The following is a 26,077-nucleotide window of genomic DNA, read 5'->3' on the forward strand; positions in this document are numbered from 1 at the left end:
ATTCCCAACCGTGCCTACCACCTTGATGACGTATGCCGGTCCGGTCGACGACCAGGCGCTGGTGACACGCACCGGGGGCGTGCCACTGGTGCCAGCCGGGTTCACCTGGCCGCAGTGCGAGGCGTGCTCGGGGCCGATGCAGTTCCTCGCGCAGCTGCTGGTCGACGCTCCCGGAGGCCAAGGGGCCGTGCCGGCCGAGCGCGTGCTCTCGCTCTTCATGTGCCAGAACGATCCGGGGGCCTGCGACGAGTGGGAATCGGGCGGGGGTGGCAACCGGGCACTGCTGTTCCCCCGGGCCGGACTCAGCGCCGCCCCGGTGCCGTCGGAGGGCGTGGCCCTGCTGCCGGAGACCTCTGGCGTCGACTTCACGGTGGTCGAGACGGTCCCCTACGGGGAGGCGCGCATCGGCTGGGCAGAGGCGAACGGCCGATCCCCGCGGGACGTCCTCGGCCAGCTGGGCGGCGCCCCGTCCTGGCTGCAACACGACCAGACGCCGGCCTGCCCGTCCTGCGCGCAACCGATGAGCTTCGAGGCCCAGCTCGAACAGGGCCACGACTACGAGACGGAGATGAACTTCGGCGGAGGCGGCTGCGGATACACCTTCACATGCCAGCCCTGCGCGCAAGGGTCATTCCTGTGGCAATGCTGATCATCAGGCTATCCGGCTGAGAAAACCTTAGTGGCCGACAGTCGCCTTCCCCGGTCAGATGGACTTTGCTCGTCGGACCGCCCCGGGGGCGCCCGAGTCTCTCGTCGGGGCGGTGCTGCCGAGGCGTCGATCCTTTCCGGGTGGATGCCGGTAACCGCTGGTGTCGAGGTGAGGCCCTGCGCAGCTCCCGCCGGTGACGGTCGACAGATCGACGCCTACGTCTACGCGAACGACCCGATCAAGGTCCCTGCGGAGGAGTGTGCTCAGTTTCGCCAAGTCGACCAGCAGCGCCGCGGCCTCGGTGAGCCGGGCGTCGGCCGGCACGATGTCCCCCTCCGCGAGCGCGATCACGTCGCCCGGCACCAACTCGGCGGCCGGCAGCCGGTGTTGATCGCCGTCGCGGAACACCCGCGCGGCCGGGGCGGAGAGCCGGGAGAGCGCCGCGACGGCGCTCTCCGCGCGGACCTCCTGGACGACCCCCACCGTCGTGTTGACCACGATCACCAGGGCGATCACCACCGCGTCGGGGTGGTCGCCGATGGCCAGCGTCAGCGCGGCGGCCGCCAGCAGCACGGTGATCAGGGGGTCGCGCAGCTGGGCGCCGACCCGGGCCCACAGCGGGACCCGGCGGTCGGCGGCGACCTCGTTCGGCCCGTACTCGGCGAGCCGCCGGGCGGCCTCGGCCGAGCTCAGGCCGGGCGTCGTGGCACAGGCGGCGGTGGCCACGGCGAAGGTCCGTCAGTCCGCGAAGAGGTGCGGGCCGGGCGGTACCGTCACGCCCTCGGGCTCGTGGCCGTAGTGGTGGATCCGGGCGTCGGGGCCGGGGAAGTACTCGGTCACCCGGTCGTCGTCGGCCCAGCGCACGTCGTACGGCGGGCTGCCGTCCGGATGGTGCAGGCTGACGATCTCGCCGTCCCGGCGGGCCGCGCGCGGCCGGGTGCCCTGGACGATGATGCGGTCTCCCACGGCGGCTTTCATGCCGTCCTCCCTGGGCCGATGGGGGCCGGGCGGGGCTCGGCCGTCCGTACCTCCAGGGGACCACCGGGGAGCGGACCCCGGCAGGGGCCGGATGGTCCCCGACCGGGGGCCCGCACGGCCCTGGGGCGGCAGCCGGGCCGGCGAAACACTGGCTCCAAGGCCCCCGGGCACCGAGGAGGCTGCCATGTCCGCCACCGCCACCACGCACCGACCACCGGTCTCGCGCACGCTCCTGAGCCAGCACGTCCGCCGGGCCGTAGGCCGGGACCGCAACCCGCTCTGCCGCCCGCTCGACCGGGCGTACAGCCGCCTCGTGTCCGCGCTCGCGCTGACGATGCTCCTCACCCTCGCCGCGGCCACGGCGGTCGCGCTGCTGGTGTACCGCGCGGAGACGCACACCGCGCAGCTGGCGGCCCGGCACCGGCACGTCGTCACCGCCGTCACCACCGGCCCGGCCCTGCCGGACGACTCCCGGACGGGCAGCACGCGGGCGCACGCCCCGGCCCGCTGGACGTACCCGGTCGGGCCGGGCACCGGGACCATCCCGATCGCGGACGGCACCCCCACGGGAACGGCCGTCCCGGTCGGCCTGGACGACACCGGACGCCCGGTCGGCGCGCCCAAGCCGACCGATCTGATCCTCTCCGACGCCGTCCTCGCCGGCCTCGGCACGGTCACCGTGCTCGGCTTCGGCGCGGAGGGCGCCTTCGCCCTGCGCCGCCGCGCCCTGGACCACCGGGCGGAGCAGGGGTGGGAGGTCGCCTGGGAGCAGGTGGAGCCGCGCTGGTCGGGGCGGAGGTAGCCGCCGGGCGCGGCACGGTTCAGTGCTCGCCGAAGAAGATCTCGCGGACCTCGCGGGCGGCGTAGTAGACCAGCACGTACCCGGCGGCCGGGTCCGCCCACCACCAGCCGAGGGTGCTGTTGAGGACGAGGCCGAGCAGGACGGCGGCGGCGAGCAGGCCGTCGATCAGGGTGACCCGGCCCTCGGTCCTGAGCACCGGGTTGTCCAGGGCCGCGCCGGTGCGGGCCTTGCCGTAGGCGAGCGCGAACATCACGGCGGCGGTGACGGCGGTCCAGGCGATCCCGAGCGGCGAGTGGTGCGGGTGGAAGCCGCTGACCAGGACGATCGTCGACTGCGCCAGCAGGTAGAGCCCGAGCAGTGCGAAGCCGGCCCCGATCAGCTTCAGTGCCCGCTTCTGCCGGTCCTCGCCGGTGCCGGACAGTTCCCAGATCACCACGGTGGAGGCGCCGATCTCGATCAGGGAGTCCAGGCCGAAGCCAGCCAGCGCGACCGAGCGGGCGGCGATCGCGGCGAACGCGAGGACCACGATGCCGATCACGTTCCAGCCCAGGGTGGCGTATTCGAGGGCGAAGCCACGGCGGAGCAGGGTCTGGCGGGAGGTCGTGTTCACGGTGTCCACCGGGGGATCCTCCCAGACCCGGACGGCGGCGCTCCGCGCGTCCGGGGGAGTCATCCGCAGGAGTCAGAGGTGGAAGCGTCGGGTCTCGCCCGGCCGGCACCCCCGGCCGCGTGGGATCGGAGGATGGTCCCCTCGGTGCCGCGCGGCCGGATCCGCACCGGCCCCTGGCGGTCCTCGCGCAGACTCACCGTGACCGTACGGCGGTCGACGGCGATCGCCAGGCCCCGGTGGCCCCGGTAGCGCAGCTCCAGCGCCAGCCGGCCGAGGGCGGAGGGCAGACGCGGATCGAGCCAGAGGGCTCGAGTTCGGTGAGCCGTTCGTAGCCGGCGAACTGGCTGAGCACGCTGTCGTGGAAGGGGACGTGCAGGTGGCGCCCGACCTCCTGCCAGCGGTCCAGCTCCGGGCCGTCGAGAGCCAGCCGCTCGCGGAGTTCGTCGCGCCGGTAGCTGGGCAGGGCCTCCAGGGCGTCCTGGGCGCGGGCGAGCACCCAGGACGCCAGCACGTTGGTGCAGGCGTTGTCGTCCAGGCCCGGAAGGGCGGCCCACGGGTAGGCGTCGTGGCACTCGTCGGGGCCGAGCACGCCGCGGATCGACCAGCGTTGGCGTCCCGTGTCGTAGGCGGCGGCGGAGGACCAGAAGCGGGCGATCTCCAGCAGGGTCTCGGCGCCGGCCTCGGCGAGGAAATCCCGGTCGCCGGTGGCCTGGTAGTACTGCCAGACGTTGTACGCGACCGCCGAACCGACGTGCCGCTGCAGGCTGCTGTGGTCGGGCAGCCAGCGGCCGGACAGTGGGTTCAGGTGCAGCTGCTGGGACTCCTCGCGGCCGTCGCTCGCGCTCTGCCACGGGTACATCGCGCCGTGGATCTCGGGAAGCCCGACTGCTTCGTCCGCTGCCACGGCGTGACCTCCGTACCGACTGCCCCGCCTCCAGTCCGCGCACGGGGTGGCTGAGGCGCCCGCGCATTCCCGTGCGGGCGTGCGCCGCCGATCGGCGGGCCGGTCGGGGCCGGTCGGCCCTCGCGGGGTGCGGTGCCGGCGGAGACGCTGGAGGGGTAGCACGGCGACGGCCGAGGAGGCGCCATGTCCACCGTCCACCCGCCCCGCAGCACCGCCGAGGCCCTGCTCGCGGACGGCACCACGGTCGTGATCCGGTCGTTGGGGCCCGCCGACCGCCAGGCGGTGCTCGACCTGCACACCGCCGGGATGTCCGAGCAGAGCCGCCGGATGCGGTTCTTCGGGGTGAGTCGCAACGCGCCGCGGCAGGCCGCCGACCGGCTGTGCGGGCCGTCGCACCCCGGCCTGCTGGCCCTCGGTGCCTGGGCGGGGGAGGAACTGGTCGGCGAGGCGGACTGCGAACTGCTGGACGACCCTCCGGAGACGGCGGAGCTGGCGCTCGCGGTCGCGGACTGCTGGCACGGGAGGGGCGTCGCCACCCTGCTGCTGGAGCACCTGGTGCACGCCGCGCGGGCGGCCGGCATCCGCTTCTTCGAGGCCGACACCCTGTTCGGCAACCGGGCCGTCCACCGGGTCTTCGCCGACCTCGGGCTGCCGGTCGAGCGCCGCTTCGGGCAGGGTGAGGTCAGGGTCCGGGTGCCGCTGGAGGAGGCGGACGAGCGCTACCGCTCGGCCGTGGACGAGCGCGGGCGCCGGGCGGACGTCGCGAGCCTGGGGGCGCTGCTGCGTCCCGCGTCGGTCGCGGTGGTGGGGGTGTCCCGGCGGGCGGGCTCGGTCGGGCGGACCGTCTACGGGAGGATCCGGCGCGGCGGCTTCGCGGGCGCGGTGTGGGCGGTCAACCCGCACACCAGGGAGATCGACGGCGAACCGGTGTACCGGTCCGTCCGGGCGCTGCCCGGTGTGCCGGACCTCGCGGTCCTGGCCGTGCCCGCCGGCGCCGTGCCCGCAGTGGCCGAGGAGTGCGGCGCCGCCGGGGTCCGGGCCCTGGTGGTACTCGGCTCCGGGCTCGGGGCGGACGAGGCCCGTGGGCTGATGCGGGCCTGCCGCCGGCACAGCATGCGGCTGGTCGGCCCGAACGCCCTCGGGATCGCCCAGACCGATCCCGCCGTCCGGCTGGACGCCGAGTTCGGCGGGGCGTTCCCGAGGCCCGGAAGCGCCGGTGTCGCCGTCCAGAGCGGCGGCGTCGGGATCGCGTTGCTGCAGCGGTTGGCCTGGCTCGGGATCGGGGTGTCGAGCTTCGTGTCGCTCGGCGACAAGTACGACGTCAGCGGCAACGACCTGCTGCAGTGGTGGGAGTCGGACGGCCGTACCGACCTCGCCCTGCTCCACCTGGAGTCCTTCGGCAGTCCGCGCGCCTTCGCCCGCACCGCCCGCCGCGTCACCCGGACCATCCCGGTGCTCACCGTCGACGCCGGCCGCTCCGCCGCCGGGCGCCGGGGCTCCGCCTCGCACACCGCGGCCGCCGCCACCCCGACCGTCACCCGGGAGGCGCTGTTCCGGCAGGCCGGCATCACCGCCACCCGCAGCATCGAGGAACTCGTCGAAGCCGCCGCCCTGTTGCACGCCCAGCCGCTGCCCGCGCCGCGCGGGGCGGTCGCCGTGGTGTCGAACGCGGGTGGCATCGGCATCCTGGCCGCCGACGCCTGCGTCGAGGCCGGCCTGGTGCTCCCCGAACTCCCCGAGCAGCTGGCCGGGTTGCTGCCGCCGGGTGCGTCCGTCCGCAACCCGGTGGACACCACGGCCGCCGTGGGGCCGGTCGAACTCACCCACGTCCTCCGAGCGTTGGAACGTGAGGAGGCGGTCGACGCGATCCTGGTCTGCCTGGTGCCCACGGCGCTGTGCGAGACCCCCGGGCAGGATCCGGTGCGCGCCCTGCTGGAGGGCCCGGCCCGGCGGCGCGTCCCGGTCGCGGCCGTCCTGCTCGACCAGCAGGTGCCCGTCCGCTACCGCGGCTGCGCGGACGGAGGCGCGCTGCCCGTCTACTCGGACACCGCCGCGGCCGCCCGCGCCCTCGGCCACGCCCGGGACCGCGCCCGGTGGCTCGCGGAACCGCCGTCCGCGCCGGCCCGCGCCGAGGACTGCGACACGCGGACGGCCCGCAGCCTGGTCGACGGCTACCTCACCGCCCACCCCGAGGGCGGGTGGCTCGACCCGCTGTCCACCGCCGACCTGCTGGAGGCCTACGGGCTGCCGCTGACCACCACGGTGTGGGCCCGCGACGAGCACACGGCGTCCGTCGCGGCGGCCGGCCTGCGGCGGCTCGGGCACGAGGGCGAGGTGGCCCTGAAGGCGTACTGGCCCGGGCAGGTGCACAAGAGCGCGGCCGGCGCGGTGCGCACCGGCCTGGCCACCGACGCCGACGTGCGCGTCGCCTACCGGGAGTTCACCCAGCGGTTCGGCCGCGAGCTGGCCGGAGCGGTGGTCCAGCCGATGGCCGCGCCCGGGGTGGAACTGCTCGCGGGCGTCGTCCAGGACCAGGTCTTCGGCCCGCTCGTCGTCCTCGGCGCGGGCGGCACCGACGCCGACGTCCTGGCCGACCGGGCGGCCCGGCTCGCCCCGCTCAGCGAGCGCGACCTGACCGCCATGGTCGCCGAACTCCGCAGCGCGCCACTGTTGTTCGGGCAGCAGGGCGGCCCGGCCGTGGACCTCGCTGCGGTACGGTCCGTGCTCACCCGGCTGTCCCGGCTCGCCGACGACTTCCCGGAACTCGTCGAGGCCGACCTCAACCCCGTGATCGTCCGCCCGGACGGCGCGCTCTGCGTGGACGCCCGCGTCCGGCTCGAACGCCGCCCGTCCTTCGACCCCTACCTGCGACGGCTGCGGTACCCGGCGGCCGCCGAGGGGGAGTGAGCACCGTGAAGCACAGCATCCTCGACGGCACGCCGGCCGACACCTTCCCCGCCGCCGACCTCGAACGACGTCCCAGCCTGGTCCGCGACTGCATGAGCCGGCCCGGCGCCGCCGTCGTCCCCGGCACCGACTTCGCCACCATCGCCGCCGTGCTCAGCGCGACCCAGCGCGGCATCGTGCCCGTGGTCGCCCCGGACGGCACGGTCCTCGGCGTCGTCGCGGCCTCCGACCTGCTCACCGCCTACGCCGAGCAGGACCCGGAGCGGGAACTGCTCGCCCGCGACCTCATGACCACCCCGGCGGTCACCGTCACCGAGGACACACGCGTCACCGAGGCGCTGTCCCTGCTGAACGAGAATGCCCTGCACCACCTGCCCGTCCTGGACGACGACGGCCGCCTCGTCGGCCTGCTCACCACGCACGACCTGCTCGACGCCCTGCGCCGCGACGACGACGCCCTCCGCTCCGACGCGCTCGCCCTCACCCCCGGCAGCGGCCTCGCCCCGAACTCGCTGCACATCCGCTGCGAACGCGGCCTGCTCTCGATCACCGGCCGCACCCGCACCCGCACCGACGCCGCCGCCCTGATCCTCCAACTCGCCCGCCTCGACGGCCTGGTCGACCTCGCCGACCACCTCACCTGGGACCTGGAGGACGTGGAGCAGGCACCGTCGCTCTGACAGCGCGTCGGCCGAGCGAGAGCGCCCCCTCGACCATGCCGTTCGCAGCGTGGCCGCGGAGCGCGCCCGCGCTCGGCCGGGCATCGGCCCGGCCGGACGCCGGCCCGGCCGGACCGAGTCAGCGCACGAGCACCCGCTCGCCCGAGCGCGGGACCACGGCCGTCCACCCCAGCTCGCGGTCGATCCGGTCACGCAGGGCCTGCGAGCCCTCGGGTTCGCCGTGGACGAGGTAGACCGCGCTGGGCGGCGGGGCGGCGCGCAGCCATTCGACGATCTCGGTGGCGTCGGCGTGTGCCGAGAAGGCGGGGACGTTGACGACCTCGGCGCGCACCGGCACGTAGCTCCCGTACATCTTCAGCGTGCGGGCGCCGTCGACCAGGTCGCGGGCGCGGGTGCCCTCGGCGGCGTAGCCGACCACGACGACGGTGTTGCGGGCGTCGGGCAGCAGGCGGGCGAGGTGGTGGACGACGCGGCCGCCGGTGGCCATGCCGGAGGCGGAGACGATGACGGCGGGGCCGTGGGCGCGGTCGAGGGCGAGCGATTCCTGCAGCGAGTGGATGAGGGTGAACGGTTCCGGGTCGAGGGCGGTCGGGCCCTCGGCGAGGACGTCGGGGCGCAGCTGGTCGGAGCCGGCCGCGAAGGCCTCGCGGTAGATCTCCAGGGTGGCCATCGCCATCGGACTGTCCACGTACACCGGCACGTTGGCCGGCAGGCGGCCCGACCGGCGCAGCTCGGTGAGCTGGTGCAGCACCACCTCGGTGCGGTCGACGGCGAAGGACGGGATGACGACGGTGCCGCCGCGCGCGAGGGTGCGCTCCAGCGCCCGCGCGAACCATTCGCGGGCCGCCGTCTCCTCGTGGTGCCGGTGGCCGTACGTGGACTCCATCAGCAGCACGTCGGCGCCGGTGAAGGGCTCGGGCGGGCGCAGCAGCGGGTGGACGGGCCGGCCGAGGTCGCCGCTGGCGGCGATGGTGTGGCCGTCCTCCAGCGTGAGGTGGGCCCAGGCGGAGCCGAGGATGTGCCCGGCGCGGCGCAGCCGCAGCACGATGCCGGCGGCGATCTCGACGTCGGTGTCCAGTGGGACGGGGTCGAACATCCGCAGCGCGTTCTCGACGTCCTTGTCGTCGTAGAGCGGTTGCGCGGGGCGGTGTTTGGACCAGCCGTGCTTGTTGGCGTGGTCGGCTTCCTCCCGGAGCAGGTGGGCGCTGTCGCGCAGGATCAGCTCGGCGATCCGGGCGGTGTCGGGGGTGGTGAGCACCGGGCCGCGGAAGCCGTCGCGCACGAGGCGGGGCAGGTAGCCGCAGTGGTCCAGGTGGGCGTGGGTGAGCACCACCGCCTGCACGTCGGCGGGGTCGAGCGGCAGCGGACGCCGGTTGCGGCGGCGCAGTTCGGCCAGGCCCTGGAACAGGCCGCAGTCGATCATCAGCCGGGCGTGGTCGGTCTCGACCAGGAACTTGCTGCCGGTGACGGTGCCCACGCCGCCGAGGAAGGTCAGCAGCCCGGGGCGGGGCGTGGGGGTTTCCGTACTCATGGCCGCCTCCAACGATGGACCGGATCCCTCCCATGCTCCCGCCGTCCGGACACGGCGGGACAGGGCCGGACCGGCCCTGGCGGCAGGGACCGTACGGCCCTGTCCGGAGTCCTCCGGCGGGCGGACAGTGAAGGCGGGACCATCCGAGGAGGAGTGAGGACGATGCAGCACCGCAGCGTCAACGACGTGATGACCCATGAGGTCGTCACCGCCCGCCCCGACACGCCGTTCAAGGAGGTCGCGGAGCTGTTCCACCGCAACGACATCACCGCGATCCCGGTGATCGACGACCAGCGCCGCCCGCTCGGCATGGTCTCCGAGGCGGACCTGCTCCGCAAGGAGGCCGTCCTGCCCGACCCGGAGGGCCGCTTCCCCGGCCGCTGGCTGGACGCGAAGGACCGCGCCCGCGCCGAGGCCGAGACCGCCGGCGGGCTGATGACCAGCCCCGCCGTCACCGCCCGCCCCGGCTGGTCGGTGCCGGAGGCCGCCCGCGCCATGGACAAGCACAAGGTCAAGCGGCTGCCCGTGGTCGACGAGATCGGCCGCCTGGTCGGCATCGTCAGCCGCCGCGACCTGCTGCAGGTCTTCCTGCGCCACGACGCGGCCATCCGGGACGAGATCAACCACGACGTGCTCGGCCAGACCCTCTGGCTCGCCCCCGGTGACGTCCAGGTGGCGGTGCACGACGGCGTCGTCACGCTGAAGGGACGGCTCCCGCGCCGCAGCCTGATCCCGGTCACCGAACAGCTCTGCCGCGCCGTGGACGGCGTGGTCGCCGTCCACCACACCCTCGACTGGACCGAGGACGACACCGACCCGGCCCTGGAACACCCGCGCGCCTACCGCGCCGCTTCCTAGGAGGCCGCCGTGACCCCCACACCGAGCACCGTCGCCGACGTCATGACCCACGCGGTCGTGGCGGTCGGCCGTGACGCCGACTTCCGCGAGATCGCCGAGACCCTGCAGCGCTGGCGGGTCAGCGCGCTCCCCGTGCTGACCGGGGACGGCCGCGTCGTCGGGGTGGTCTCCGAGGCCGATCTGCTCCTCGCCCGGGACCGGGACGGCGAGCGCGCCGAAGCCCTGACGGCCGGGCGGATGATGACCGTCCCGGCCGTCACCGTGCACCCCGGCAGCCCGCTGGGCGAAGCCGCCCGGGCGATGGCCCGCGGCCACCTCAAACGGCTCCCGGTGGTGGACGGGGAGGACTACCTGGTCGGCATCGTGAGCCGGGGCGACCTGCTCAAGGTCTACCTCGGCGACGACCGCGAACTCGCCGACCGGGTCCGCTTCGAGCTGGTCGCCACCCTCGGCCCGGAGGCCGGTCTGGGCACCGACGTCCGCTCCGAGAGCGGCCGGATCACCCTGACCGGCGGCCTGCCGGACAGCGTCTCCGCCGCCGTCCTGGAACGCCTGGTGCGCTCCGTGCCCGGCGTCGCCGACGTGGAACTGCGGCTCACGGCCCCGGCCTGACCGGGGCCGTACCCGTCGGCCGGCCGGCACCGGCGGACCGGCCCGCTCGTGCACCGTGCTGCGGACGAGCACAATCGGTGGTGTCACCGCCCGCGCACCCCAGGGAGCAGGCCAGTCATGGACACGCCCCGGCCCGTACGGCTGTTCCTGCTGGACGACCACGAGGTCGTCCGGCGCGGCGTCCGCGACCTCCTGGAGGCCGAACCGGACATCGAGGTCGTCGGCGAGGCGGCCAGCTGTGCGCAGGCCCTCGCCCGGGTACCCGCGTTGCGCCCCGACGTCGCCGTCCTCGACGTGCGCCTCCCGGACGGCGACGGGGTGAGCGTCTGCCGGGACCTGCGGGACAGGATGCCCGAACTCGTCTGCCTGATGCTCACCTCCTTCGACGACGACGACGCCCTGCTCGACGCGATCATGGCCGGGGCCGCCGGCTACGTCCTGAAGCAGGTCAAGGGCGCCGACCTGGTCAGCGCGGTCCGCACGGTCGCCTCGGGCCAGTCCATGCTCGACCCGGCGACCACGCACAAGCTGATGGAGAGCCTGCGCCACCACGAGGAGAGCGCGACCGACGCCGCCCTCGCCGCTCTCACCCCCCGCGAACGGGAGATCCTCGCCCTCGTCGGGGAGGGCAGGACCAACCGGCAGATCGGCCAGGAGCTCTACCTCGCCGAGAAGACCGTGAAGAACCACGTCTCCCGCCTGCTCGCCAAACTCGGCGTCGAACGGCGCCTCCAGGCCGCCGTCCTCGCCGCGCACGCCGGGGCCGAGCCCGAGCCGCACCAGCATCAGCAGGCGCACCCGCGCTGAGCCCGTCCGGCCCCGGACCTTGAGCCGAACGGCCCAAGCGCGGCCCCCGGCCCCGGGCGCACGGTGGAAATGCCCCCATTCCCCTCCGGCCGAGGAGCCCGCGATGATGTACTGGAACGACGGCATGAACGGCTGGGGCATCGGCCTCATGACCGTCAGCATGCTGCTCTTCTGGGGCCTGGTGGTTTTCGGCGTGGTCGCGCTGGTGAGGCACCTCGGGCGCACCGAGCAGCACCACCCGGCGGGCCGGCCGCCGGCCGTGCCACCGCCACCGATGACACCGCCCGAGCGGCCCACACCGGAGCGACTGCTCGCGGAACGCCTCGCCCGCGGCGAGATCGACCCCGACGAGTACCGCAGCCGCCTGGCCACCCTGCGCGGCTACGGCCCGCCCGCCTCCGGCTGACGGTGCACTCCGGAGGCGGTCATGCCCACCCTCGCCCTCGACGCCGACGCCCTGGAGAGGCTCGTCTCCGCAGCGGTCGCCGCGCCCTCGATCCACAACAGCCAGCCCTGGCGCTTCCGGCTCCAGCCGGCCACCTCGACCCTGGAGGTCCGGGCCGACCGGGCCCGGGCCGTCCCGGCCGCCGACCCGCAGGGCCGGGCCCTGCACATCTCGGTCGGCGCGGCCGTGCTCAACCTGCGGGTCGCCGCCCGCCACCTCGGCTGGGCGCCCGAGGTACGCCTGCTGCCCGATCCGGCCGAACCCGACCTGCTCGCCGCCGTCCGGCTCGACGAGGTGGCCGCCGCGCCGCTTCCGAGTACCGACAAGCTGTACCAGGCGATCTTTCACCGGCATTCCATCCGCACCCCGTTCACCAGCGAACCCGTCCCGCCGGCCGTCCTCGACGAACTCGCCACCGCCGCCCGCGCCGAGGACGCCACTCTCCACCTGCCCGATCACACGGAGACCGACCGGCTGCTGCACCTCACCGCCGAGGCCGAACGCCGCAACACCACCGACGAGGGCCAGCGCACCGAGAGCCGCAGTTGGATCCGCACCGGCGACGCCCCGCCCTACGGCATCCCGCTCGCCGCGCTCGGCCCGCAGGACCTGGCCGGCCGCCTGCCGATGCGGGACTTCGCCGCCATCCACGCCGCCGAACACCAGGCCCCTGCCCGCTTCGAACGCGAGCCGCGCATCGCCGTCCTCATCACCGCCCACGACACGCCCGCGGACTGGCTGCGTGCCGGGCTCGCCCTGGAACACGTCCTGCTCGTCGCCACCGTCCACGGCGTCCGCGCCTCCCTGCTGCACCAGGCGATGGAATGGCCCTACCTGCGCTGGGAGACCCGCGACCCGCACCAGGGCCCCGGCTACGCCCAGATGCTCATCCGCCTCGGCTACGGCCCCGAGGGCGCGCCCGTACCCCGGCTGGCGGTCGGTGACGTGCTGGACCGGCCTTGACCGGTCACGGACGGTCCGCCAGGAACTCGCCCCGGCAGTACCAGCCGTGGCCAGAGCCCGGTACGACCTCGACGGCCGGGCCCGGGCACGAGATCGCGCACAGCGGAGACCTGACGCCTAATCGTCGGGCAGCAGGACCCGCCAGACCAGTTCGGCGCCGCCCTCGGGGCGGGTGCGGGCGGTGAAGGCGCCGCCCAGGGCGGCGGCGCGGTCGGCGAGGTTGGCGAGGCCGCTGCGGCGGCCGTGCTCGGGCAGGCCGACGCCGTTGTCGGTGACGGTGAGGGCCAGCTCGGTGTCGGCGATGACGGACACCTCGACGGAGGTGGCCTCCGCGTGCCGGGCGGCATTGGACAGGGCCTCCTCCAGGACGGCGACGGCGGCGTCCGCGAGCTCGGCGGGGACGGTCGCGTCGAGCAGGCCGGTCATCCGCAGCGCCGGGGTGAAGCCGAGGGCACGGGCGGCGCGCTCGACGACGTCGACGAGCCGGGCGCGCAGGCCGCTCGCGACCGGGCCGGACTCGCGCAGGCGCAGGCCGAAGATGGTGGCGCGGATGGTCCTGGCGGTCTCGTCCAGGTCGTCGATCGCGCGCAGCACCCGGTCGGTGGCCTCGGGGTGCTCGATGAAACGGGTGGCGCCCTGGAGGGTCATCCCGGTGGCGAAGAGGCGCTGGATGGCCAGGTCGTGCAGATCGCGGGCGATCCGGTCCCGCTCCCGCAGCAGTGCCACCTGCTCGGAGTCGCGGCGGCGCTCGGCGAGTTCCATCGCGACCGCCGCCTGGCCGGCGAACCCGAGCAGCGGCCCGGACTCGCCCTCGTCGAAGAGCGGCGCGCCGGCCGCGCGGGCCAGCATCAGCACGCCGCGGATCCCGCGCTCGGCGGTGCCGATCGGAACCGCGACCGCCGGGCCCAGACCCTCCCAGCGCGGCGGACCAGCCGTGATCCGGGGGTCCTTCTGGACGTCGGGGCTCACCACCAGGCCGCCGGTGCGGACGGCCGCGCCCACGAAGGAGCCCTCGACCGGCAGCACCAGGCCGCGGTGCCGCCGATCACCGAGGCCGGTGGCGATCCGCACCTCCAGCTCACCCGTGCCCGGCAGCGGGACGGCGACGACCGCCAGGTCGGCGCCCGTGATCTCGGTGGCCAGGGCGAGCAGCAGGTTCAGCACCTCCTGCTCGTCGCTTCCCGACAGCAGACTGCTGGTGATCTCCGCGCTCGCCTCCAGCCAGCGTTGCCGCCGCCGGGCCCGGTCGTAGAGCCGGGCGTTGTCGATCGCCACCCCGGCGGCGACGGCGAGGGTGGCGAGCACCGACTCGTCCTCGGCGTCGAACTCCCCGCCACCCCGCTTCTCGGTCAGATAGAGATTGCCGAACACCTTGTCCCGGATCCGGATCGGCACCCCCAGGAAGGAGCCCATCGGCGGGTGGTGGGCCGGGAAACCGTAGGAGGCCGGATGCTCGGAGATGCGGGGAAGCCGCAGTGGCTCGGGACGACGGATCAGCTCGCCGAGGATGCCGTGCCCGGACGGCAGCGCACCGATCCGCTCGACCTGCGCGTCCGTGACACCGACCGGGATGAACTGGGACAGCCGCTGGTCCTCGCCGATCACCCCGAGCGCGCCGTACTCGGCGTCCACCAGGGCGACCGCCGCCTCCACGATGTGCCGAAGCGCCTGGGACAGCTCCAGGTCGCGCCCGACCGCCAGCACGGCCTCCAGCAGGCTGTGGACCCGGTCGCGCGTTCCCCGGGCCGCGTCGAGGCGGGCTTGGAGCTCCTCCAGCAGCTCGTCCAGCCGGAGCTTCGGCACGGGGGCGCCCGGCTCCGGTGCGGCCGGGTCCGGTGCGCCCGGCTCCGGTGCGGCCGGGTCCGGTGCGCTCGGCTCCGGTGCGCTGGCCAAGGGATCCTCCACGGCTCGCTCGATGCCCCTGACCAGCGTAGGCGCGGGGCCGGTGTCGCGCCGGGCGCGAAGGGGCCCATCGGCCCAGCGGGAGGACCTACCGGACCCCTGGCGGGCGGCGAAGCCGAGCCGGACCCTGGAAGGGCAAGCGGAACATCCGGCTCCGCCGTTCCGGGGCTCCGCTCTACCCGAGGAGTGATCGCGGCATGAAGGCGCTGACCTACCACGGACCCGGCCGCCGCACCTGGGGCGACGTCCCCGACCCGGTCGTCCGCGACCCGGAGGACGCCGTCGTCCGGGTGGACGCGGTCACCATCTGCGGCACCGACCTGCACATCCTCAAGGGCGACGTCCCCGAGGTCACCCAGGGCCGCGTCCTCGGCCACGAAGCGGTCGGCACCGTCACCGACACCGGACCGGGCGTGCGAACGGTCACGGCCGGCGACCGCGTCCTGATCTCCTGCATCTCCGCCTGCGGCCGCTGCGCCTACTGCCGCGCCGGGACGTACGGCCAGTGCACCGGCGGTGGCGGCTGGATCCTCGGCCACCTGATCGACGGCTGCCAGGCCGAGTCCGTCCGCACGCTCTTCGCGGACACCTCGCTCCACAAGCTGCCGGCCGGCGTCGGCGACGAGGACGCCCTGCTGCTCGCCGACATCCTGCCCACCGCGTACGAGGTCGGCGTCCGCAACGGCCGGGTCGGACCGGGCGACACCATCGCCATCGTCGGCGCCGGCCCGATCGGCCTCGCCGCGATCCTCACCGCCCGGCTGTACAGCCCTTCCCGCGTCATCGCCGTCGACCTCGCCCAGAGCCGCCTCGACGCGGCCGGACGCTTCGGCGCCGACACCGCGCTCACCGCCACCGAGGCCACCCCGGAGGCCGTACGGGAGCTGACCGGGGACGGCCTCGGCGTCGACGTCGCGATCGAGGCGGTCGGCGTACCCGACACCTTCGAACTGTGCACCCGCCTCGTCCGCCCCGGCGGCCGCGTCGCCAACGTCGGCGTCCACGGCAAGCCTGCGGTGCTCCACCTGGAAGACCTCTGGATCCGCGACGTCACCATCACCACCGGCCTGGTCGACACACACAGCACCCCGATGCTGCTCGACCTGCTGGCCGCCGGCCGGCTCGACGTCGCCGGGCTCGTCACCCACCGCTTCGGCCTCGACGAGATGCAGGACGCCTACGACGTCTTCGCCGACGCCGCCGACACCGGCGCCCTCAAGGTCGCGCTCTTCCGGACGTGACCCCCCACCCCTGGAGGAGCCGTGACCATGACCGAACGCCCCGACCCCGCCGCCATCGCCCGCCGGATCGTCCAGCGCCGCGACCAACTCGGCATGACCGAAGAGATGCTGGCCTACCAGGCGAACATGGCCCCGGCCTACCTGCGGCAACTCCTGCGCGCCGGACCGGAGTTCGACGAGGAAGCCTTCCTCCGGATCGCCTTCGCGCTCGGGATGCCCTGGCCCGAGCTGCTGTCCGGCCATCGCCCCGACGCCCCGCCCGGACAGGCCGACGCCGCCGCGCGACCGCTGCTCCTCCACCTGACCGAACCGCAGTGCTGGGACCTTCTCGGCACCCACGGCGTCGGCCGCATCGGCCTGCCCGCCGTCCCGGCACCGGTCGTGCTCCCGGTGAACTACGCGGTGGACGCCCGGACGATCGTCTACCGCACGGCCCCCCGGGGCGCGGCCGCCCCGGAGGACGGCTCGCCCGTCTCGTTCCAGGTGGACCACATCGACGACCGCCGCAGCCGCGGCTGGAGCGTCCTCATCCGCGGCGAGGCCCACCGCATCGACGACCCGGGGGAGGAACAGCGCCTCGCGGAACTGCCCGGTGCGGTCCCGTGGGCAGGCGGGTCCCGCCCGCTCTGGGTGCGGATACGCCCCGGCGAGGTCACCGGCCGCCGGATCGGCACCGGGTGAACACGCGCCGCCACAGGTGTCCAACTCGATCGCCGGGAACGGTGGTTCGCGACGCGATCGACGAGGTGCCGGTGGCAGGGTCTGACGGGTGTTCCGCTTGGTACTGCGGCCGAACCCGCTGACCGTGGCACCGCAGTCGGTGTACGACGCGAAGGCCGAGCGGTGGACGGGGGAGTGGCCGCAGCTGACCAAGCCGCCCCGGGCGGAGCCGGTCGGCTCCGCCCGGGCACGGTCCAGCACCGCGGCGGGCAGCCCGACCCCGAGGAGCTGTCCCGCCTGACCGGCGTGGCGCAACCGGCCGGCCCCCGGCCGGCCGTGTTCCTGGCCACTGTGCTGGACCCGGCGCGAGGAGTCCTCCGGCGGGGCGCGAGCCGCCTCCCGGCGGTAGGCGTGTCAGGCGGGGTCAGGGGGCCCCGGACAGGACCTCCACCGCCCCCGTGTCCAGCGAGTAGTAGGCGCCGACGACGGCCAGGGCGCCCTTCGCCACGAGGGGGGCCAGGTCGGGGTTCGAGCGCAGGTCGGCGGCCGTCAGGGTGACCTGGGCGCGGGACATCGTCTCGACCGGGTCGGCGCCGCCCTCCCGGACCGCCTGGTCGTACGCCGGCCGCAGGGCCTTGGCGATCGCGTCCAGGTTGCCGGGCAGCGGCTTGCCGTCACGGAAGGACCCGTACGCCGCTTTGACCGCGCCGCAGCGCTGGTGCCCGAGGACCACGATGAGGGGGGTGTCGCTCGTCATGGGCCCGTACTCGACGGATCCGGTGACGACCGGGTCGACCGCTTCACCGCCCGTGCGCATCACGTACAGGTCGCCAAGGCCGGTGTCGAAGAGGAGCTCGGGCGGGACCCGCGAGTCGATGCAGGAGAGGATCGACCCGAACGGCTCCTGCTCCTGGGACACCAGCTGACGCCGGTCCGGGTCCCGGTCGGGGTGTTGCAGATTTCCGCTGACCCAGCGCCTGTTGCCGTCCATCAGCCTCGTGAACGCAGCGGCAGGCGTGGTGGGCCGTGCTTCCGGTGTCGATGACTGCGTGGCACTGCGCGTAGGCGGCGCGGGCGAGTCCGCCCTGGTCGTCGTGCATCCCGCGAGCGCGAACGCGGTGCTCACCAGCCCACCGGCGAGCAGCGCTCGACGATTCGGGCGACCGGCTCCGTCCATCGGTTCGTTTCCTTCACTGCCGCTCGGATTGTCCCTGTGTCCAGACCAAGCCGATTGTTCGCGCTGAGACGGATGCCGTGGCGGCAGGCGCACACGGGCGCGGGGCGAATTGCTGCGGACGGCCCATTGGCCATCTGAGAGCTCACACAAGGCCCGGACGGGTCGGTGGGCGTTCACACAGCCGGCCGGTCAGTGTGATCGCCCAGTGACTGTGGCCCGCACAGAGCAGGGCCTCCTGGCAGCTCGAAGGTTGTCTACGCCAACAGGCTGTCCAGAAGGCCCTGCTGCCCCGCTCCTACGCTCCCGCCGCCGATCGCGACACGTGCTGCGGCGTGTCGTGCGACCCGACGCGGCTCAGGTCGGTGCGCACGGCGGTCGGAGCGCCGAGGACGTTCGAGTGCTTCGCGGCATCGACGGAACCGAGATCGTGGACGGTGAGCTCGAAGTCACGATGCGCCTTGGCGTCCAGGGCCAGCGGCAGGTGGATACGTCCGTCCCTGACCATGCGTTGTATTCCACTGCGGCTGAGACCGAGCCCGAGCATGAGCAGTCGTTCGACCCGGACCGGCGCGGGCAGCTCGAAGCTGACCAGGACCTTGAGCGGTGCCGGGTCGTCGAGTGCGTAGAGGGGCGTGCGGGTCTCCACCTCCCACGTACCGGTCCAGTCGAGGCGGTATCCGTTCCTCGCGGCCAGCGACGCACTCATCGTCAGCTCCCGTACCACGGCCGGGTCGTTGTTCTCGTACGCCACCAGGCGAGCGGGATCCAGCGACGAGACGTGGGCGCGCTCGTGGACGGGCACCTTCGAGGTCCGGTCGCATCCCGCACAGCTCAGGAGAAGCCAGACGTCGAGGAGTTTGCCGCTCGCGTTGACACGGATCTTGCCCGAGGGACGGTGCCGGCTGCCGGAGCAGTCCGGGCAGGGGCGCACGACGGTGGGCAGCGCGGACTCACGCACGGCCCACAGGGCCTTGCGGTCGGTATTCATGGAAGTGTTTGCTTTCAGGACTGGCCAGGAGCTCTCGCCGGCGAGGCTGCGGCTCCTGGGCTATGACGGATGCACACGAGGGCGCGAGTCATCGCCTCGGGGCCGATTCGTCAGGCTCCGGGGTCAACCGCGCGACAGGTTGGGCTTTGCTACGTGGCAGCCGTTACAGGTCCATGCAGACGATCATGATCGAGGCCACGGCCGGCGAACAACTCGTTTTTCCGGCTCGCACAGGGAGTCGCGACGCCTTGACAGCGCGTCATCGGCTGAGAACCCTCGTTGCTGTACTCCAGGGACGAGAGGGGCACGGAATGCCATGGGTTGACGAGAGCGGGAGCCACCGGGGTTTCCCGGCGGCGGTGTTGGCGGACGGCAGCGAGCCGGCGCCGTTGCCGGACGGGCGCACCACCTGGTGGCTCTACAACGGCGCGGACGGTCCTCGGGCCGCTGCGGTGCGCGGAGGATGCAGCTGTGGCTGGCGGGGTGAGCGGGTGCACCAGTTGGACTTCGGCAACGACGTGGCGACCGAGGCGGTGGGCGAGGCCACCGGGCCGTTCGCGGACTGGGAGTGGCACGTCGACCTGGCCGAGGGAGTGGTGCCGCGCGAGGTCGAGGAACTGGTCGCGGCGCTGGTGGACCGGATCTGCGACCTGATGGAGAGCAGGCCGTACGCCGCCGCCCGTGCGGCCGCCCGGTTGGAGCGCGCCGCGGGTTCGACCGCACTGCTGGCCGGCCGCAGGGCCCGTAGCAACATGATGACCTGGGAGTACATCGGCCGCGCCTTCGGCTGCGAGCCTCAGGAAGCGCTGGAGAGGTTCGGGGAGACGCTGCCCGACATCGACCTGGGCGACGAGGCGTAGGTCGTGAGCCTTCACGCGCCGCGCAGGCGGCCGGAGGCGGGCACCGACTGACCGATCGCAGGCCCGGACGCCGGTCCGGGCCCACCAGAACCTTGTCGAGCAGCTCGGCATCGCACCCGCCGGGGCAACGGCCCGGGCACCGCGGAATTCCATCACCGCAGGCCAGGCAAGGAGAGCCGAGCTCCAGTACCGCCGTCGCCGTCGCCCCGGGCCCGTGACAATCTCGACCGCCCCGCACTGGGGTTGGGGACCGGAGCCCGATACCCGGTGCCCCTCGGGCGAGAAGGTGCTTCGGCTCGTGTCCGTGACGAAGGCCGGCCGGCTGTCGCCGACACGGCCTTGGCGGAAGCGGTGACCACGGGAGCCGGGCCGAGGTCGTCGTACGTCGGCCCGTGCAGCGCCTCGGCCGTGGCCCGGACCAGGCGCGGGACGAGGTGAGACACCGGGCCGGCCTCCCAGGAGCGGTCGCGCACCAGCCGGGCGAGGTGATCGGGCACGGACCTCCCGTCGTCCTCCAGCCGCGCCATCCGGGCGGCCAGCAGGGGCCACTGGCGGGCGTTCACCAGAAGCGCCGCCTCCCGCCCCCTGCCCGGCAACGCCTGGTGGAGCCGGCGAACACAGCGGGCGTTCTCGGCCTCGCTCACACCCAGCTGCGCCAGCGCCCTTCGGCGGTTGCCGAGGTCGAGGTCCGGCGGCAGGTCCAGTCCTGCCGTCAGCGGACCGTAGGAGCGCACCGAATCGCGGCTCGCCGCGACCACTGGACGGTTCCCGGCGTGGACCACGCGGTCGACCGCCCGGTCGACGCCGACGCCCTCGGCGTGGGCGGCCGCCAGAATCCGCCGGACGTCGACGCCACGTTCGTGCAACGCCTTCATCGCGGCGGCGAGCCCGGGCCAAGCGGGGGAGGACAGGATCGCCTCGCGCACCGGCCCGGCCGGCATCGTCGAGCGCAGCAGACGCGCCCACTCCTCCGTCCCCTCAGCCGCGGTCCGCGCCGCGTCGGCGGCGACGGAGTCCCGCACCAGGACCGCGATCTCACCCACCCGCGGAAGGAACTGCTCCAGATCGACACCCGCCTGCCGCAGCGCGACCAACTGCTGCGCCATGATCGGCCAGTCCGCACCGGACATCAGGGCCCACGCCACATCGGGAGCGACCGACGCTTTGAGATCGCCGGCCGCCTCCGGCACGGCCCGGTCCGGCGGCGGCAACGGCAGCCCGACGCCCGCTCTCCGCTGCGCCGCGCGCCGCACCGCGTCCGCGACGGCCAGGACCAGGCGGACGGCCATGGCGGACGTCTGCACCGCCTCGCCGACCGCCTCCGCGAAGGGCTCGCCCGGATAGGGCATCGTCATCCCGCTCTCCCGTCCCTCAACGGACCCGCCTGGGCCCCTGCTGATCACTCCGAAGGTTCGGTGCTGCCTCGGCCGCACGACGCGAGGTCGCATTCGGCCGCGAGGGCGGCGCCCCGGCCGGTGCCGCAGACGGCGAATCCAGCGGAACGCCATGAGCGGCAAACCAGCCGTCCAGGCGCCAGACCAGCACCTGAGCGACGGACCCCGCCGAGCGGAGCTCGCGCCGAGCCACGACGGCCGTCAGGACCGACCCGGCGTCGACGCCCAGCCGCTCCAGCGCGGCAAGACGCAGACACAGGGCCGGCCACGCGGGATCCACCAGCACCGTCGACGCATGGGCAGGAAGCACCTTCGTCACCACCGCGGCCCGCAGGACCGACCGGTCCGACTCCGCCGCGCCCGACCCAGCCCGCCGGGCACGCGGCAGCGCCCCGGTAGCCGCTGCCGCTCCCGTGCTCACCTCCGCGGCCTCCCGCAGCACCCGCCCGGCCTTCGCCGCGGCCTCGGCCTGCAGCCCGAACCCCTGCTCCTCATGCCAGCGCTGCGCCTCCGCGACCGCCGTGACCAGCGCGAGAAGGAAACCGAGGAAGGCAGCGGCGTCGTTGCGACCCGACTGCGCGGCCGCCGAGGAGAGAAGCCGCGCCGACGAACGGAACAGTGTCCGCGCCTGTCCGTCGAGGTCGCGCCTGCCCGGAGCGCGAGCGGCCCGCTCGAACGCCGTCGCCGAGTCGCGCAGGTGAGGCCTGGCGAGGGCGGGCGCGGCGCCGGGCGCCACGACGAGAAGATCGCCGAGCGCGGCCACGTCGCCGGCTCCCCGGGCCGCGCCGGTCCGGCCGAGGCGTTCGGAGGCCGCGCGCACGTCGCGTTCGAGCGTCCGCCAGAGCGCGGAAGGCGGCACATCCGGCGTCGGGACCGGCTCCTGCCAGCGCTCGCGGACCCGGGGGAGCGACAGGTCGTAGGCCAGACTCGAACCCCCGAACCACACCGCCCGGTGCCCCCGATCCCGGTCGCCCGGCAGCGCCACCGCAAAGCCCGTGGGGGAGCCGCCGCCGGAGGCGGCACGGCGCGCGACGCGGACCCCGGCGGAACGGAGCCGGGCGAAGAAGTCCTCCTCGTCCGCCGCGGAGGCGGCAGCCACCCGGACGGTCCGTTCGAGCTGGTCGCGCACGCTCTCGGACCGCCGGCGGCGCGTCGCCTTCCGCGTCTCGCCGGTCGTCGGCCACCGCTTGGCCGTCCGATCCCCGGACGCCAGACGACGCAGACCCCACCTCACCTCGAACCGCCGGGCGAGCTGCTGCATCCGTACGATGTCCTGCCGCAGATTCGGCTGGATCCCGTCCTGCCGGGCCTTCGTCGCCACGATGTGGATGTGGTCATCCGCGTGACGAACCGCCACCCAGCGGCAACCCCACGCATCGCCGCGCGGGGCGATGCCCGCCGCATCCATCATCTCCCCGGCCACCTCCGCCCACTGCTCGTCCGTCAGCAGAGGATCACCGGGCGCGACCCGCACGGCGACGTGGTAGACGTGCTCGGCCGGCACACTGCCCCGCAACGCCCGCACCGGAGCATCGAGCAGCAGCGCCAGATCCCCGATCGTCACGTCGCCCGACCGCGCCGGATCGGGCACCCACGGCGCCCAGGACGCCACCATCCGAGGGTCCTCGTGCTCGTCCCGCTTGCCCGGTCCGTACAGGTAGGACAACAGCCCCGCGGTGTCACTCCCACCCCTCGCCCGCTTGGGAATCACCAGCGCGCCGCCCGCTCCCGCATCACCTGAAGGGTGGCGCGATCGATCCGCCGCACAGCCTCCTCGACGAATCCCACGACGGAACCGGCACCGGCCTTTGCGTCCGCCAGGCCCGCTACGTCCGCCCCGATCGACTCACCGATGCGGACCAGCTCGCCACGCGAACGGATGAGCTCCGCGAGCACGTCGCGGGCATCCGCCGACACCGGCACGAGCTCGTCCATGGCCACGGCCAGAGCCTTACGAGCGGCCCACGCCGAAACCGCCATCCCATCGCGCTTCGCAGCCTCCTGCACGATGGTCAGCTCCGCCTCGTTGTACGCCAGATTCACCCGGCGCGACCGCGGCGACTCCATCTGCCGCTCCCGTCGCCGCGCTCCCTGCCTCGCAGTCACCCCGCCCCTCCTCCGCCTCGCACGATCGGTGTACGGAAGAGCCGTCGACGCCAGGCCCTCCCGCTGCGCCACTCTGCTGTGTCGTCGAATTGATCGGCGGCAGATACGCCGCTGGGCCAACCGAAAATCGCTGACACGAGTGACCCCGGTGGAGTCGGTCCGTGATCGGCGCGGATCGTGTCCGTACGATCCGCGCCATGACGAGAGAAGACGAGTTCCTGCAGCGGATGCGCGAGATCCAGGCCGACCGGGAGAAGGCCATTGTTCCGCTCGCCGCCATCATCTCCGAGCGCCGGCGCCTGAAGGACCTGCTGGCCGAAACCGAGGCGCCGTACGGGCGAGCCTATGCGGCCGCCGAAGCCGCAGGCTGGAGTACGGAGGAACTCTCCAGGCTGGGTGCGGAAACGCCCGCCCGCCGACCCAAGGGAAGGCCTCGGAAACACGCCTCGGTCACTACTCACGCGATCCCGGGCCCCTTGTCCGGCGGCACGCAGAGCGCGCCGGCGCAGGCGCACGCCGCGGCCGACTGACGACGGAGCGGTCGGAGCGGACAGGGCAGGGGAGAGGAGAGAGCGAGTTAGTGGTATTTGATGCATCGGCCATCGGCTGGAGGCCGGTCAGGGCATGGCAGACGTGGAGCGCGAGGCCCGTTGACGGGTCGCTCAACTCGGCGGCGGCGATGAAGATCCAGGAGCGGCGCTGCCAGGGCTGTCGGGCATTCGGTGGCGACAGGCAAGGCGGGCAGGCCGATCGGCGGAGGTGGATGACGACGGCCGGAGCGGGCCTCAGCCGGTGCTCGCCCGGCCGTTCGAAGTCCCTCCGGGGCCCCGGGGCCCGCTCTGGGACAGGCTCGTACCCCCGCGCTATGCGGGAAGGGAGGCCAGCGCGGTGAGTTCGGCCGCGGACAGGCGCAGGGCGCCGGCGGCCACGTTCTGGGTGAGGTGGTCGGGATCCCCGGTGCCGGGGATGGCCAGGACGTGGGGCCCGCGGTGCAGGGTCCATGCCAGCCGAATCTGCGCGGTGCTCACTCCGCGGGCGCGGGCGAGGGAGTGAAGCATGCTGCTGTCGTCGCCGGTGGCGCCGACGGTGCGTCCGGTGCCGGCGATCGAGTAGAACGGGACGAACGCGATGCCCTGTTCGCCGCAGGTGAGCAGGAGCTCTTCCTGCTCGGGTGAGGCCCCGATGCCGTGCATATTCTGGACGCAGACCACCGGTGCGATGGCCTGGGCCTCGGCGAGGTGGTGGGGACGGATGTTGGACAGGCCCAGATGGCGGATGAGCCCGGCATCCCGCAGATCGGCCAGTGCGCCGAAGCGCTCGGCGATCGAATCGGTTCCCACGATGCGCAGGTTCACCACGTCCAGGTGGTCACGGCCGAGTTGGCGCAGGTTCTCCTCGACCTGCCCGCGCAACTGCTGGGGGGTGGCATGGGGCAGCCAGTTGCCCGAGGGGTCGCGGCCCGGCCCGACCTTGGTGACGATGACGAGATCGTCGGGGTAGGGGGACAGCGCCTGGTTGATCAGTTCGTTGGCCGACCGGAGCGGTGAGAAGTAGAACGCGGCGGTGTCGATGTGGTTCACGCCGAGCTCGATCGCGCGGCGCAGCACGCGGATCGCCTGGTCGCGGTCGCGTGGAGCGGCGTCGGGTACCAGTGCCTCGCCATGCTGCGGCAGCCGCATCGTGCCGAAGCCGATGCGGTTGACCACCAGGTCGCCGAGTGTCCAGGTGCCCGATGCCGCTGCGGTGATCGTTTCCGAAGTCATGCAGGAAGGATCTCCACTGGCTAGAGTGGCTGCCATTCATTCAACTATGTGTGAATCCTGGGGGTGGTCATCCTGGCGGAACTCGCGTTCTCGGCGAGCGATCTGGCGCAGGTGCGGTTCGCCGTCTCGCCGATGTGGCAGGTGGTGACCAGCTTTCGGCTACTGTCCAACCCCGCCTCCGCATCGCCTGTCCACCGCCCCTGGATCGAGCAGGTCCTGCCACGGGCGGCTGCTGCCGGGCTGGATCGGGGCCGGCTTGCGGAGCTGATCCCGCAGGCGGGCTTCTTCCCCTACTTCCTCAACCCCGCCCCCGCCGGGCCGGCTCCGGCGCTCGCCGCGGAGCTGGCCGCCATCGAGGACACCCCCGCCGAGCGGGTCCGCCGCGACCTCGATCACCTGGAGTACCACCAGGGACGTCTCAGCCCCCGGCTGCGGTCGCTGCACCACGACCCGCACACGGGCTTGGCCCGCCTCACCCAGGAGATCCGCACCCACTGGGAGCTGGCCCTCGCCCCCTACTGGGCACGCATCCGTGCGGTGCTGGACACCGACGTCTTCCACCGGGCCCGTCAGGTCGCCGAACACGGCGCGGGCCACGTACTCAACGACCTGCACACCGCGCTGACCTGGGACGGCAGCGCGCTGCACCTGAACCGCCGGACCAGACCCCTGTCCCGCAGCACAGCGGGACCGGGGCTCCTGCTGATCCCCTCGGCCTTCACCGGACCGCGGCTGCCCACCCGAGTCGCACCGCCCGAACCACCACAACTCGTCTATCCGGCACGCGGCATCGGCTCACTGTGGGCCCCTGCGCCCGCCGGCGGCACCGACGCCCTCGCCGCCGTCCTCGGCCGCTCACGAACCCGCCTGCTGGCCGAACTGGACACGCCGGCCTCCACCACCCAGCTGGCACACCGCACCGGCCTGTCACCGGCCGGGGTGTCCCAGTACCTGACCGCGTTGCGCGGCGCGGGCCTGGTCAGCGCCCACCGAGCCGGTCGCGCCGTTCTCTACGCCCGCACCGCCGCCGCCGAAACCCTCCTCGAAGCCGCCTCCACCACCTGAGGCCCGGTCACCCCCGAAGGACTTCCGCAGCCGACCACCAACGACGTGGGGAGCGATAGAGGTGGGTCCTCGGTCATGACGTCAACGACCCGGGACTAAAGTCCCGGGCTTGAGGTTAACCATGTGTCCGATGAGTCGCCCCACCGGTGGTCACCTCGTCTCAGCAGCGCGAGGC

26 protein-coding genes and 3 pseudogenes are annotated in these 26,077 nt (G+C 73.8%); 15 read left to right on the forward strand and 14 right to left on the reverse strand.

The window, feature by feature from the left end:
• Positions 1 to 10: 10 nt before the first annotated feature.
• Positions 11 to 649 (forward strand): DUF1963 domain-containing protein, encoded by a 639-nt coding sequence (locus ACPC54_RS38830; RefSeq protein ID WP_498971884.1) that lies wholly within the window; start codon positions 11 to 13, stop codon positions 647 to 649.
• Positions 650 to 677: 28 nt separating this feature from the next.
• On the opposite strand, the pseudogene ACPC54_RS38835 reads toward ACPC54_RS38830, so the two are convergent.
• The 3 genes and pseudogenes from ACPC54_RS38835 to ACPC54_RS38845 all read right to left on the reverse strand — a co-directional run.
• Positions 678 to 785 (reverse strand): annotated as a pseudogene (locus ACPC54_RS38835) (IS5/IS1182 family transposase); the annotation flags it as partial.
• Between the two features lie 191 nt (positions 786 to 976).
• A pseudogene (locus ACPC54_RS38840) lies at positions 977 to 1,375 on the reverse strand (cation-transporting P-type ATPase); the annotation flags it as partial.
• Positions 1,376 to 1,387: 12 nt separating this feature from the next.
• Entirely contained in the window at positions 1,388 to 1,627 is a 240-nt protein-coding gene (locus ACPC54_RS38845; protein WP_498971886.1) for a DUF1918 domain-containing protein, read from the reverse strand.
• A 184-nt stretch (positions 1,628 to 1,811) separates the two neighbouring features.
• Here ACPC54_RS38845 and ACPC54_RS38850 point away from each other — a divergent pair, with 184 nt between their 5' ends.
• Positions 1,812 to 2,429, forward strand: a complete 618-nt coding sequence (locus tag ACPC54_RS38850; RefSeq protein WP_498971888.1) for an Rv1733c family protein — start codon at positions 1,812 to 1,814, stop codon at positions 2,427 to 2,429.
• Positions 2,430 to 2,448: 19 nt separating this feature from the next.
• Here the strand turns inward: ACPC54_RS38850 and ACPC54_RS38855 are convergent, their stop codons facing one another.
• The 3 genes and pseudogenes from ACPC54_RS38855 to ACPC54_RS38865 form a co-directional block, all read right to left on the reverse strand.
• Positions 2,449 to 3,048, reverse strand: a complete 600-nt coding sequence (locus ACPC54_RS38855) for a cation efflux transmembrane domain-containing protein (protein ID WP_498971890.1) — start codon at positions 3,046 to 3,048, stop codon at positions 2,449 to 2,451.
• Positions 3,049 to 3,098: 50 nt separating this feature from the next.
• A complete protein-coding gene (locus tag ACPC54_RS38860) occupies positions 3,099 to 3,437 on the reverse strand; it encodes a glycosyl hydrolase family 65 domain-containing protein (RefSeq protein ID WP_498971932.1) in 339 nt (112 codons plus the stop codon).
• Positions 3,338 to 3,904, reverse strand: a pseudogene (locus ACPC54_RS38865) (glycoside hydrolase family 65 protein); the annotation flags it as partial. The gene ACPC54_RS38860 and the pseudogene ACPC54_RS38865, both read right to left, overlap by 100 nt.
• Positions 3,905 to 4,126: 222 nt before the next feature.
• Between ACPC54_RS38865 and ACPC54_RS38870 the strand changes: the two are divergent.
• Both ACPC54_RS38870 and ACPC54_RS38875 read left to right on the forward strand, forming a co-directional pair.
• Entirely contained in the window at positions 4,127 to 6,850 is a 2,724-nt protein-coding gene (locus ACPC54_RS38870; protein WP_498971892.1) for a bifunctional acetate--CoA ligase family protein/GNAT family N-acetyltransferase, read from the forward strand.
• 5 nt (positions 6,851 to 6,855) lie between these two features.
• The gene (locus ACPC54_RS38875; RefSeq protein WP_498971894.1) at positions 6,856 to 7,530 is read left to right on the forward strand and encodes a CBS domain-containing protein; all 675 of its coding nucleotides are present in this window, start codon (positions 6,856 to 6,858) and stop codon (positions 7,528 to 7,530) included.
• A gap of 118 nt (positions 7,531 to 7,648) precedes the next feature.
• Here ACPC54_RS38875 and ACPC54_RS38880 read toward each other — a convergent pair whose 3' ends face one another.
• Entirely contained in the window at positions 7,649 to 9,061 is a 1,413-nt protein-coding gene (locus ACPC54_RS38880) for an MBL fold metallo-hydrolase RNA specificity domain-containing protein (protein WP_498971896.1), read from the reverse strand.
• A 162-nt stretch (positions 9,062 to 9,223) separates the two neighbouring features.
• Between ACPC54_RS38880 and ACPC54_RS38885 the strand changes: the two genes are divergently transcribed.
• The 5 genes from ACPC54_RS38885 (at position 9,224) to ACPC54_RS38905 (ending at position 12,746) form a co-directional block, all read left to right on the forward strand.
• Complete coding sequence (locus ACPC54_RS38885) at positions 9,224 to 9,919, forward strand: CBS domain-containing protein (RefSeq protein WP_498971898.1); 696 nt, start codon at positions 9,224 to 9,226, stop codon at positions 9,917 to 9,919.
• A 9-nt stretch (positions 9,920 to 9,928) separates the two neighbouring features.
• Positions 9,929 to 10,531: a CBS domain-containing protein gene (locus tag ACPC54_RS38890; protein WP_498971900.1), complete on the forward strand. Its 603-nt coding sequence runs from the start codon at positions 9,929 to 9,931 to the stop codon at positions 10,529 to 10,531.
• A gap of 117 nt (positions 10,532 to 10,648) precedes the next feature.
• A complete protein-coding gene (locus ACPC54_RS38895) occupies positions 10,649 to 11,338 on the forward strand; it encodes a response regulator (RefSeq protein WP_498971902.1) in 690 nt (229 codons plus the stop codon).
• A 103-nt stretch (positions 11,339 to 11,441) separates the two neighbouring features.
• A complete protein-coding gene (locus tag ACPC54_RS38900) occupies positions 11,442 to 11,744 on the forward strand; it encodes an SHOCT domain-containing protein (RefSeq protein ID WP_498971904.1) in 303 nt (100 codons plus the stop codon).
• 21 nt (positions 11,745 to 11,765) lie between these two features.
• A complete protein-coding gene (locus ACPC54_RS38905; RefSeq protein WP_498971906.1) occupies positions 11,766 to 12,746 on the forward strand; it encodes an Acg family FMN-binding oxidoreductase in 981 nt (326 codons plus the stop codon).
• Between the two features lie 117 nt (positions 12,747 to 12,863).
• Here ACPC54_RS38905 and ACPC54_RS38910 read toward each other — a convergent pair whose 3' ends face one another.
• Entirely contained in the window at positions 12,864 to 14,549 is a 1,686-nt protein-coding gene (locus tag ACPC54_RS38910) for a GAF domain-containing sensor histidine kinase (protein WP_498971934.1), read from the reverse strand.
• Between the two features lie 296 nt (positions 14,550 to 14,845).
• On the opposite strand from ACPC54_RS38910, the gene ACPC54_RS38915 reads away from it, so the two are divergent.
• The 3 genes from ACPC54_RS38915 (at position 14,846) to ACPC54_RS38925 (ending at position 16,850) form a co-directional block, all read left to right on the forward strand.
• Positions 14,846 to 15,889 (forward strand): zinc-dependent alcohol dehydrogenase family protein, encoded by a 1,044-nt coding sequence (locus ACPC54_RS38915; RefSeq protein ID WP_498971908.1) that lies wholly within the window; start codon positions 14,846 to 14,848, stop codon positions 15,887 to 15,889.
• A gap of 27 nt (positions 15,890 to 15,916) precedes the next feature.
• Positions 15,917 to 16,570, forward strand: coding sequence for a helix-turn-helix domain-containing protein (locus ACPC54_RS38920; RefSeq protein ID WP_498971910.1), 654 nt, complete (start codon positions 15,917 to 15,919; stop codon positions 16,568 to 16,570).
• Positions 16,571 to 16,658: 88 nt separating this feature from the next.
• A complete protein-coding gene (locus ACPC54_RS38925; protein WP_498971912.1) occupies positions 16,659 to 16,850 on the forward strand; it encodes a hypothetical protein in 192 nt (63 codons plus the stop codon).
• A gap of 123 nt (positions 16,851 to 16,973) precedes the next feature.
• On the opposite strand, the gene ACPC54_RS38930 is transcribed toward ACPC54_RS38925, so the two are convergent.
• Both ACPC54_RS38930 and ACPC54_RS38935 read right to left on the reverse strand, forming a co-directional pair.
• Positions 16,974 to 17,540: a carbonic anhydrase gene (locus tag ACPC54_RS38930; protein ID WP_498971914.1), complete on the reverse strand. Its 567-nt coding sequence runs from the start codon at positions 17,538 to 17,540 to the stop codon at positions 16,974 to 16,976.
• A gap of 481 nt (positions 17,541 to 18,021) precedes the next feature.
• Positions 18,022 to 18,714 (reverse strand): DUF1062 domain-containing protein, encoded by a 693-nt coding sequence (locus ACPC54_RS38935; protein ID WP_498971916.1) that lies wholly within the window; start codon positions 18,712 to 18,714, stop codon positions 18,022 to 18,024.
• A 311-nt stretch (positions 18,715 to 19,025) separates the two neighbouring features.
• Here ACPC54_RS38935 and ACPC54_RS38940 point away from each other — a divergent pair, with 311 nt between their 5' ends.
• The gene (locus ACPC54_RS38940) at positions 19,026 to 19,574 is read left to right on the forward strand and encodes a hypothetical protein (RefSeq protein ID WP_498971918.1); all 549 of its coding nucleotides are present in this window, start codon (positions 19,026 to 19,028) and stop codon (positions 19,572 to 19,574) included.
• A 152-nt stretch (positions 19,575 to 19,726) separates the two neighbouring features.
• Here the strand turns inward: ACPC54_RS38940 and ACPC54_RS38945 are convergent, their stop codons facing one another.
• Genes ACPC54_RS38945 through ACPC54_RS38955 form a run of 3 tightly spaced genes read right to left on the reverse strand, consistent with a single transcriptional unit; the run spans position 19,727 to position 23,035 of the window.
• Positions 19,727 to 20,929 (reverse strand): hypothetical protein, encoded by a 1,203-nt coding sequence (locus ACPC54_RS38945; RefSeq protein ID WP_498971920.1) that lies wholly within the window; start codon positions 20,927 to 20,929, stop codon positions 19,727 to 19,729.
• A 16-nt stretch (positions 20,930 to 20,945) separates the two neighbouring features.
• Positions 20,946 to 22,634 carry a relaxase/mobilization nuclease domain-containing protein gene (locus ACPC54_RS38950; protein WP_498971922.1) on the reverse strand — a complete coding sequence of 563 codons (1,689 nt, stop codon included), beginning with the start codon at positions 22,632 to 22,634 and terminating at the stop codon, positions 20,946 to 20,948.
• 41 nt (positions 22,635 to 22,675) lie between these two features.
• Positions 22,676 to 23,035 (reverse strand): hypothetical protein, encoded by a 360-nt coding sequence (locus ACPC54_RS38955; RefSeq protein WP_498971924.1) that lies wholly within the window; start codon positions 23,033 to 23,035, stop codon positions 22,676 to 22,678.
• A 236-nt stretch (positions 23,036 to 23,271) separates the two neighbouring features.
• Here ACPC54_RS38955 and ACPC54_RS38960 point away from each other — a divergent pair, with 236 nt between their 5' ends.
• Positions 23,272 to 23,604 (forward strand): hypothetical protein, encoded by a 333-nt coding sequence (locus tag ACPC54_RS38960; protein WP_498971926.1) that lies wholly within the window; start codon positions 23,272 to 23,274, stop codon positions 23,602 to 23,604.
• Positions 23,605 to 23,937: 333 nt separating this feature from the next.
• Here the strand turns inward: ACPC54_RS38960 and ACPC54_RS38965 are convergent, their stop codons facing one another.
• Complete coding sequence (locus tag ACPC54_RS38965; RefSeq protein ID WP_498971928.1) at positions 23,938 to 24,837, reverse strand: aldo/keto reductase; 900 nt, start codon at positions 24,835 to 24,837, stop codon at positions 23,938 to 23,940.
• Positions 24,838 to 24,906: 69 nt separating this feature from the next.
• Between ACPC54_RS38965 and ACPC54_RS38970 the strand changes: the two genes are divergently transcribed.
• Positions 24,907 to 25,902: an ArsR/SmtB family transcription factor gene (locus tag ACPC54_RS38970; RefSeq protein ID WP_498971935.1), complete on the forward strand. Its 996-nt coding sequence runs from the start codon at positions 24,907 to 24,909 to the stop codon at positions 25,900 to 25,902.
• Positions 25,903 to 26,077: the final 175 nt, after the last annotated feature.

The sequence above is a fragment of the Kitasatospora sp. NPDC094028 genome (genome assembly GCF_049543595.1).
Lineage (GTDB): Bacteria > Actinomycetota > Actinomycetes > Streptomycetales > Streptomycetaceae > Kitasatospora.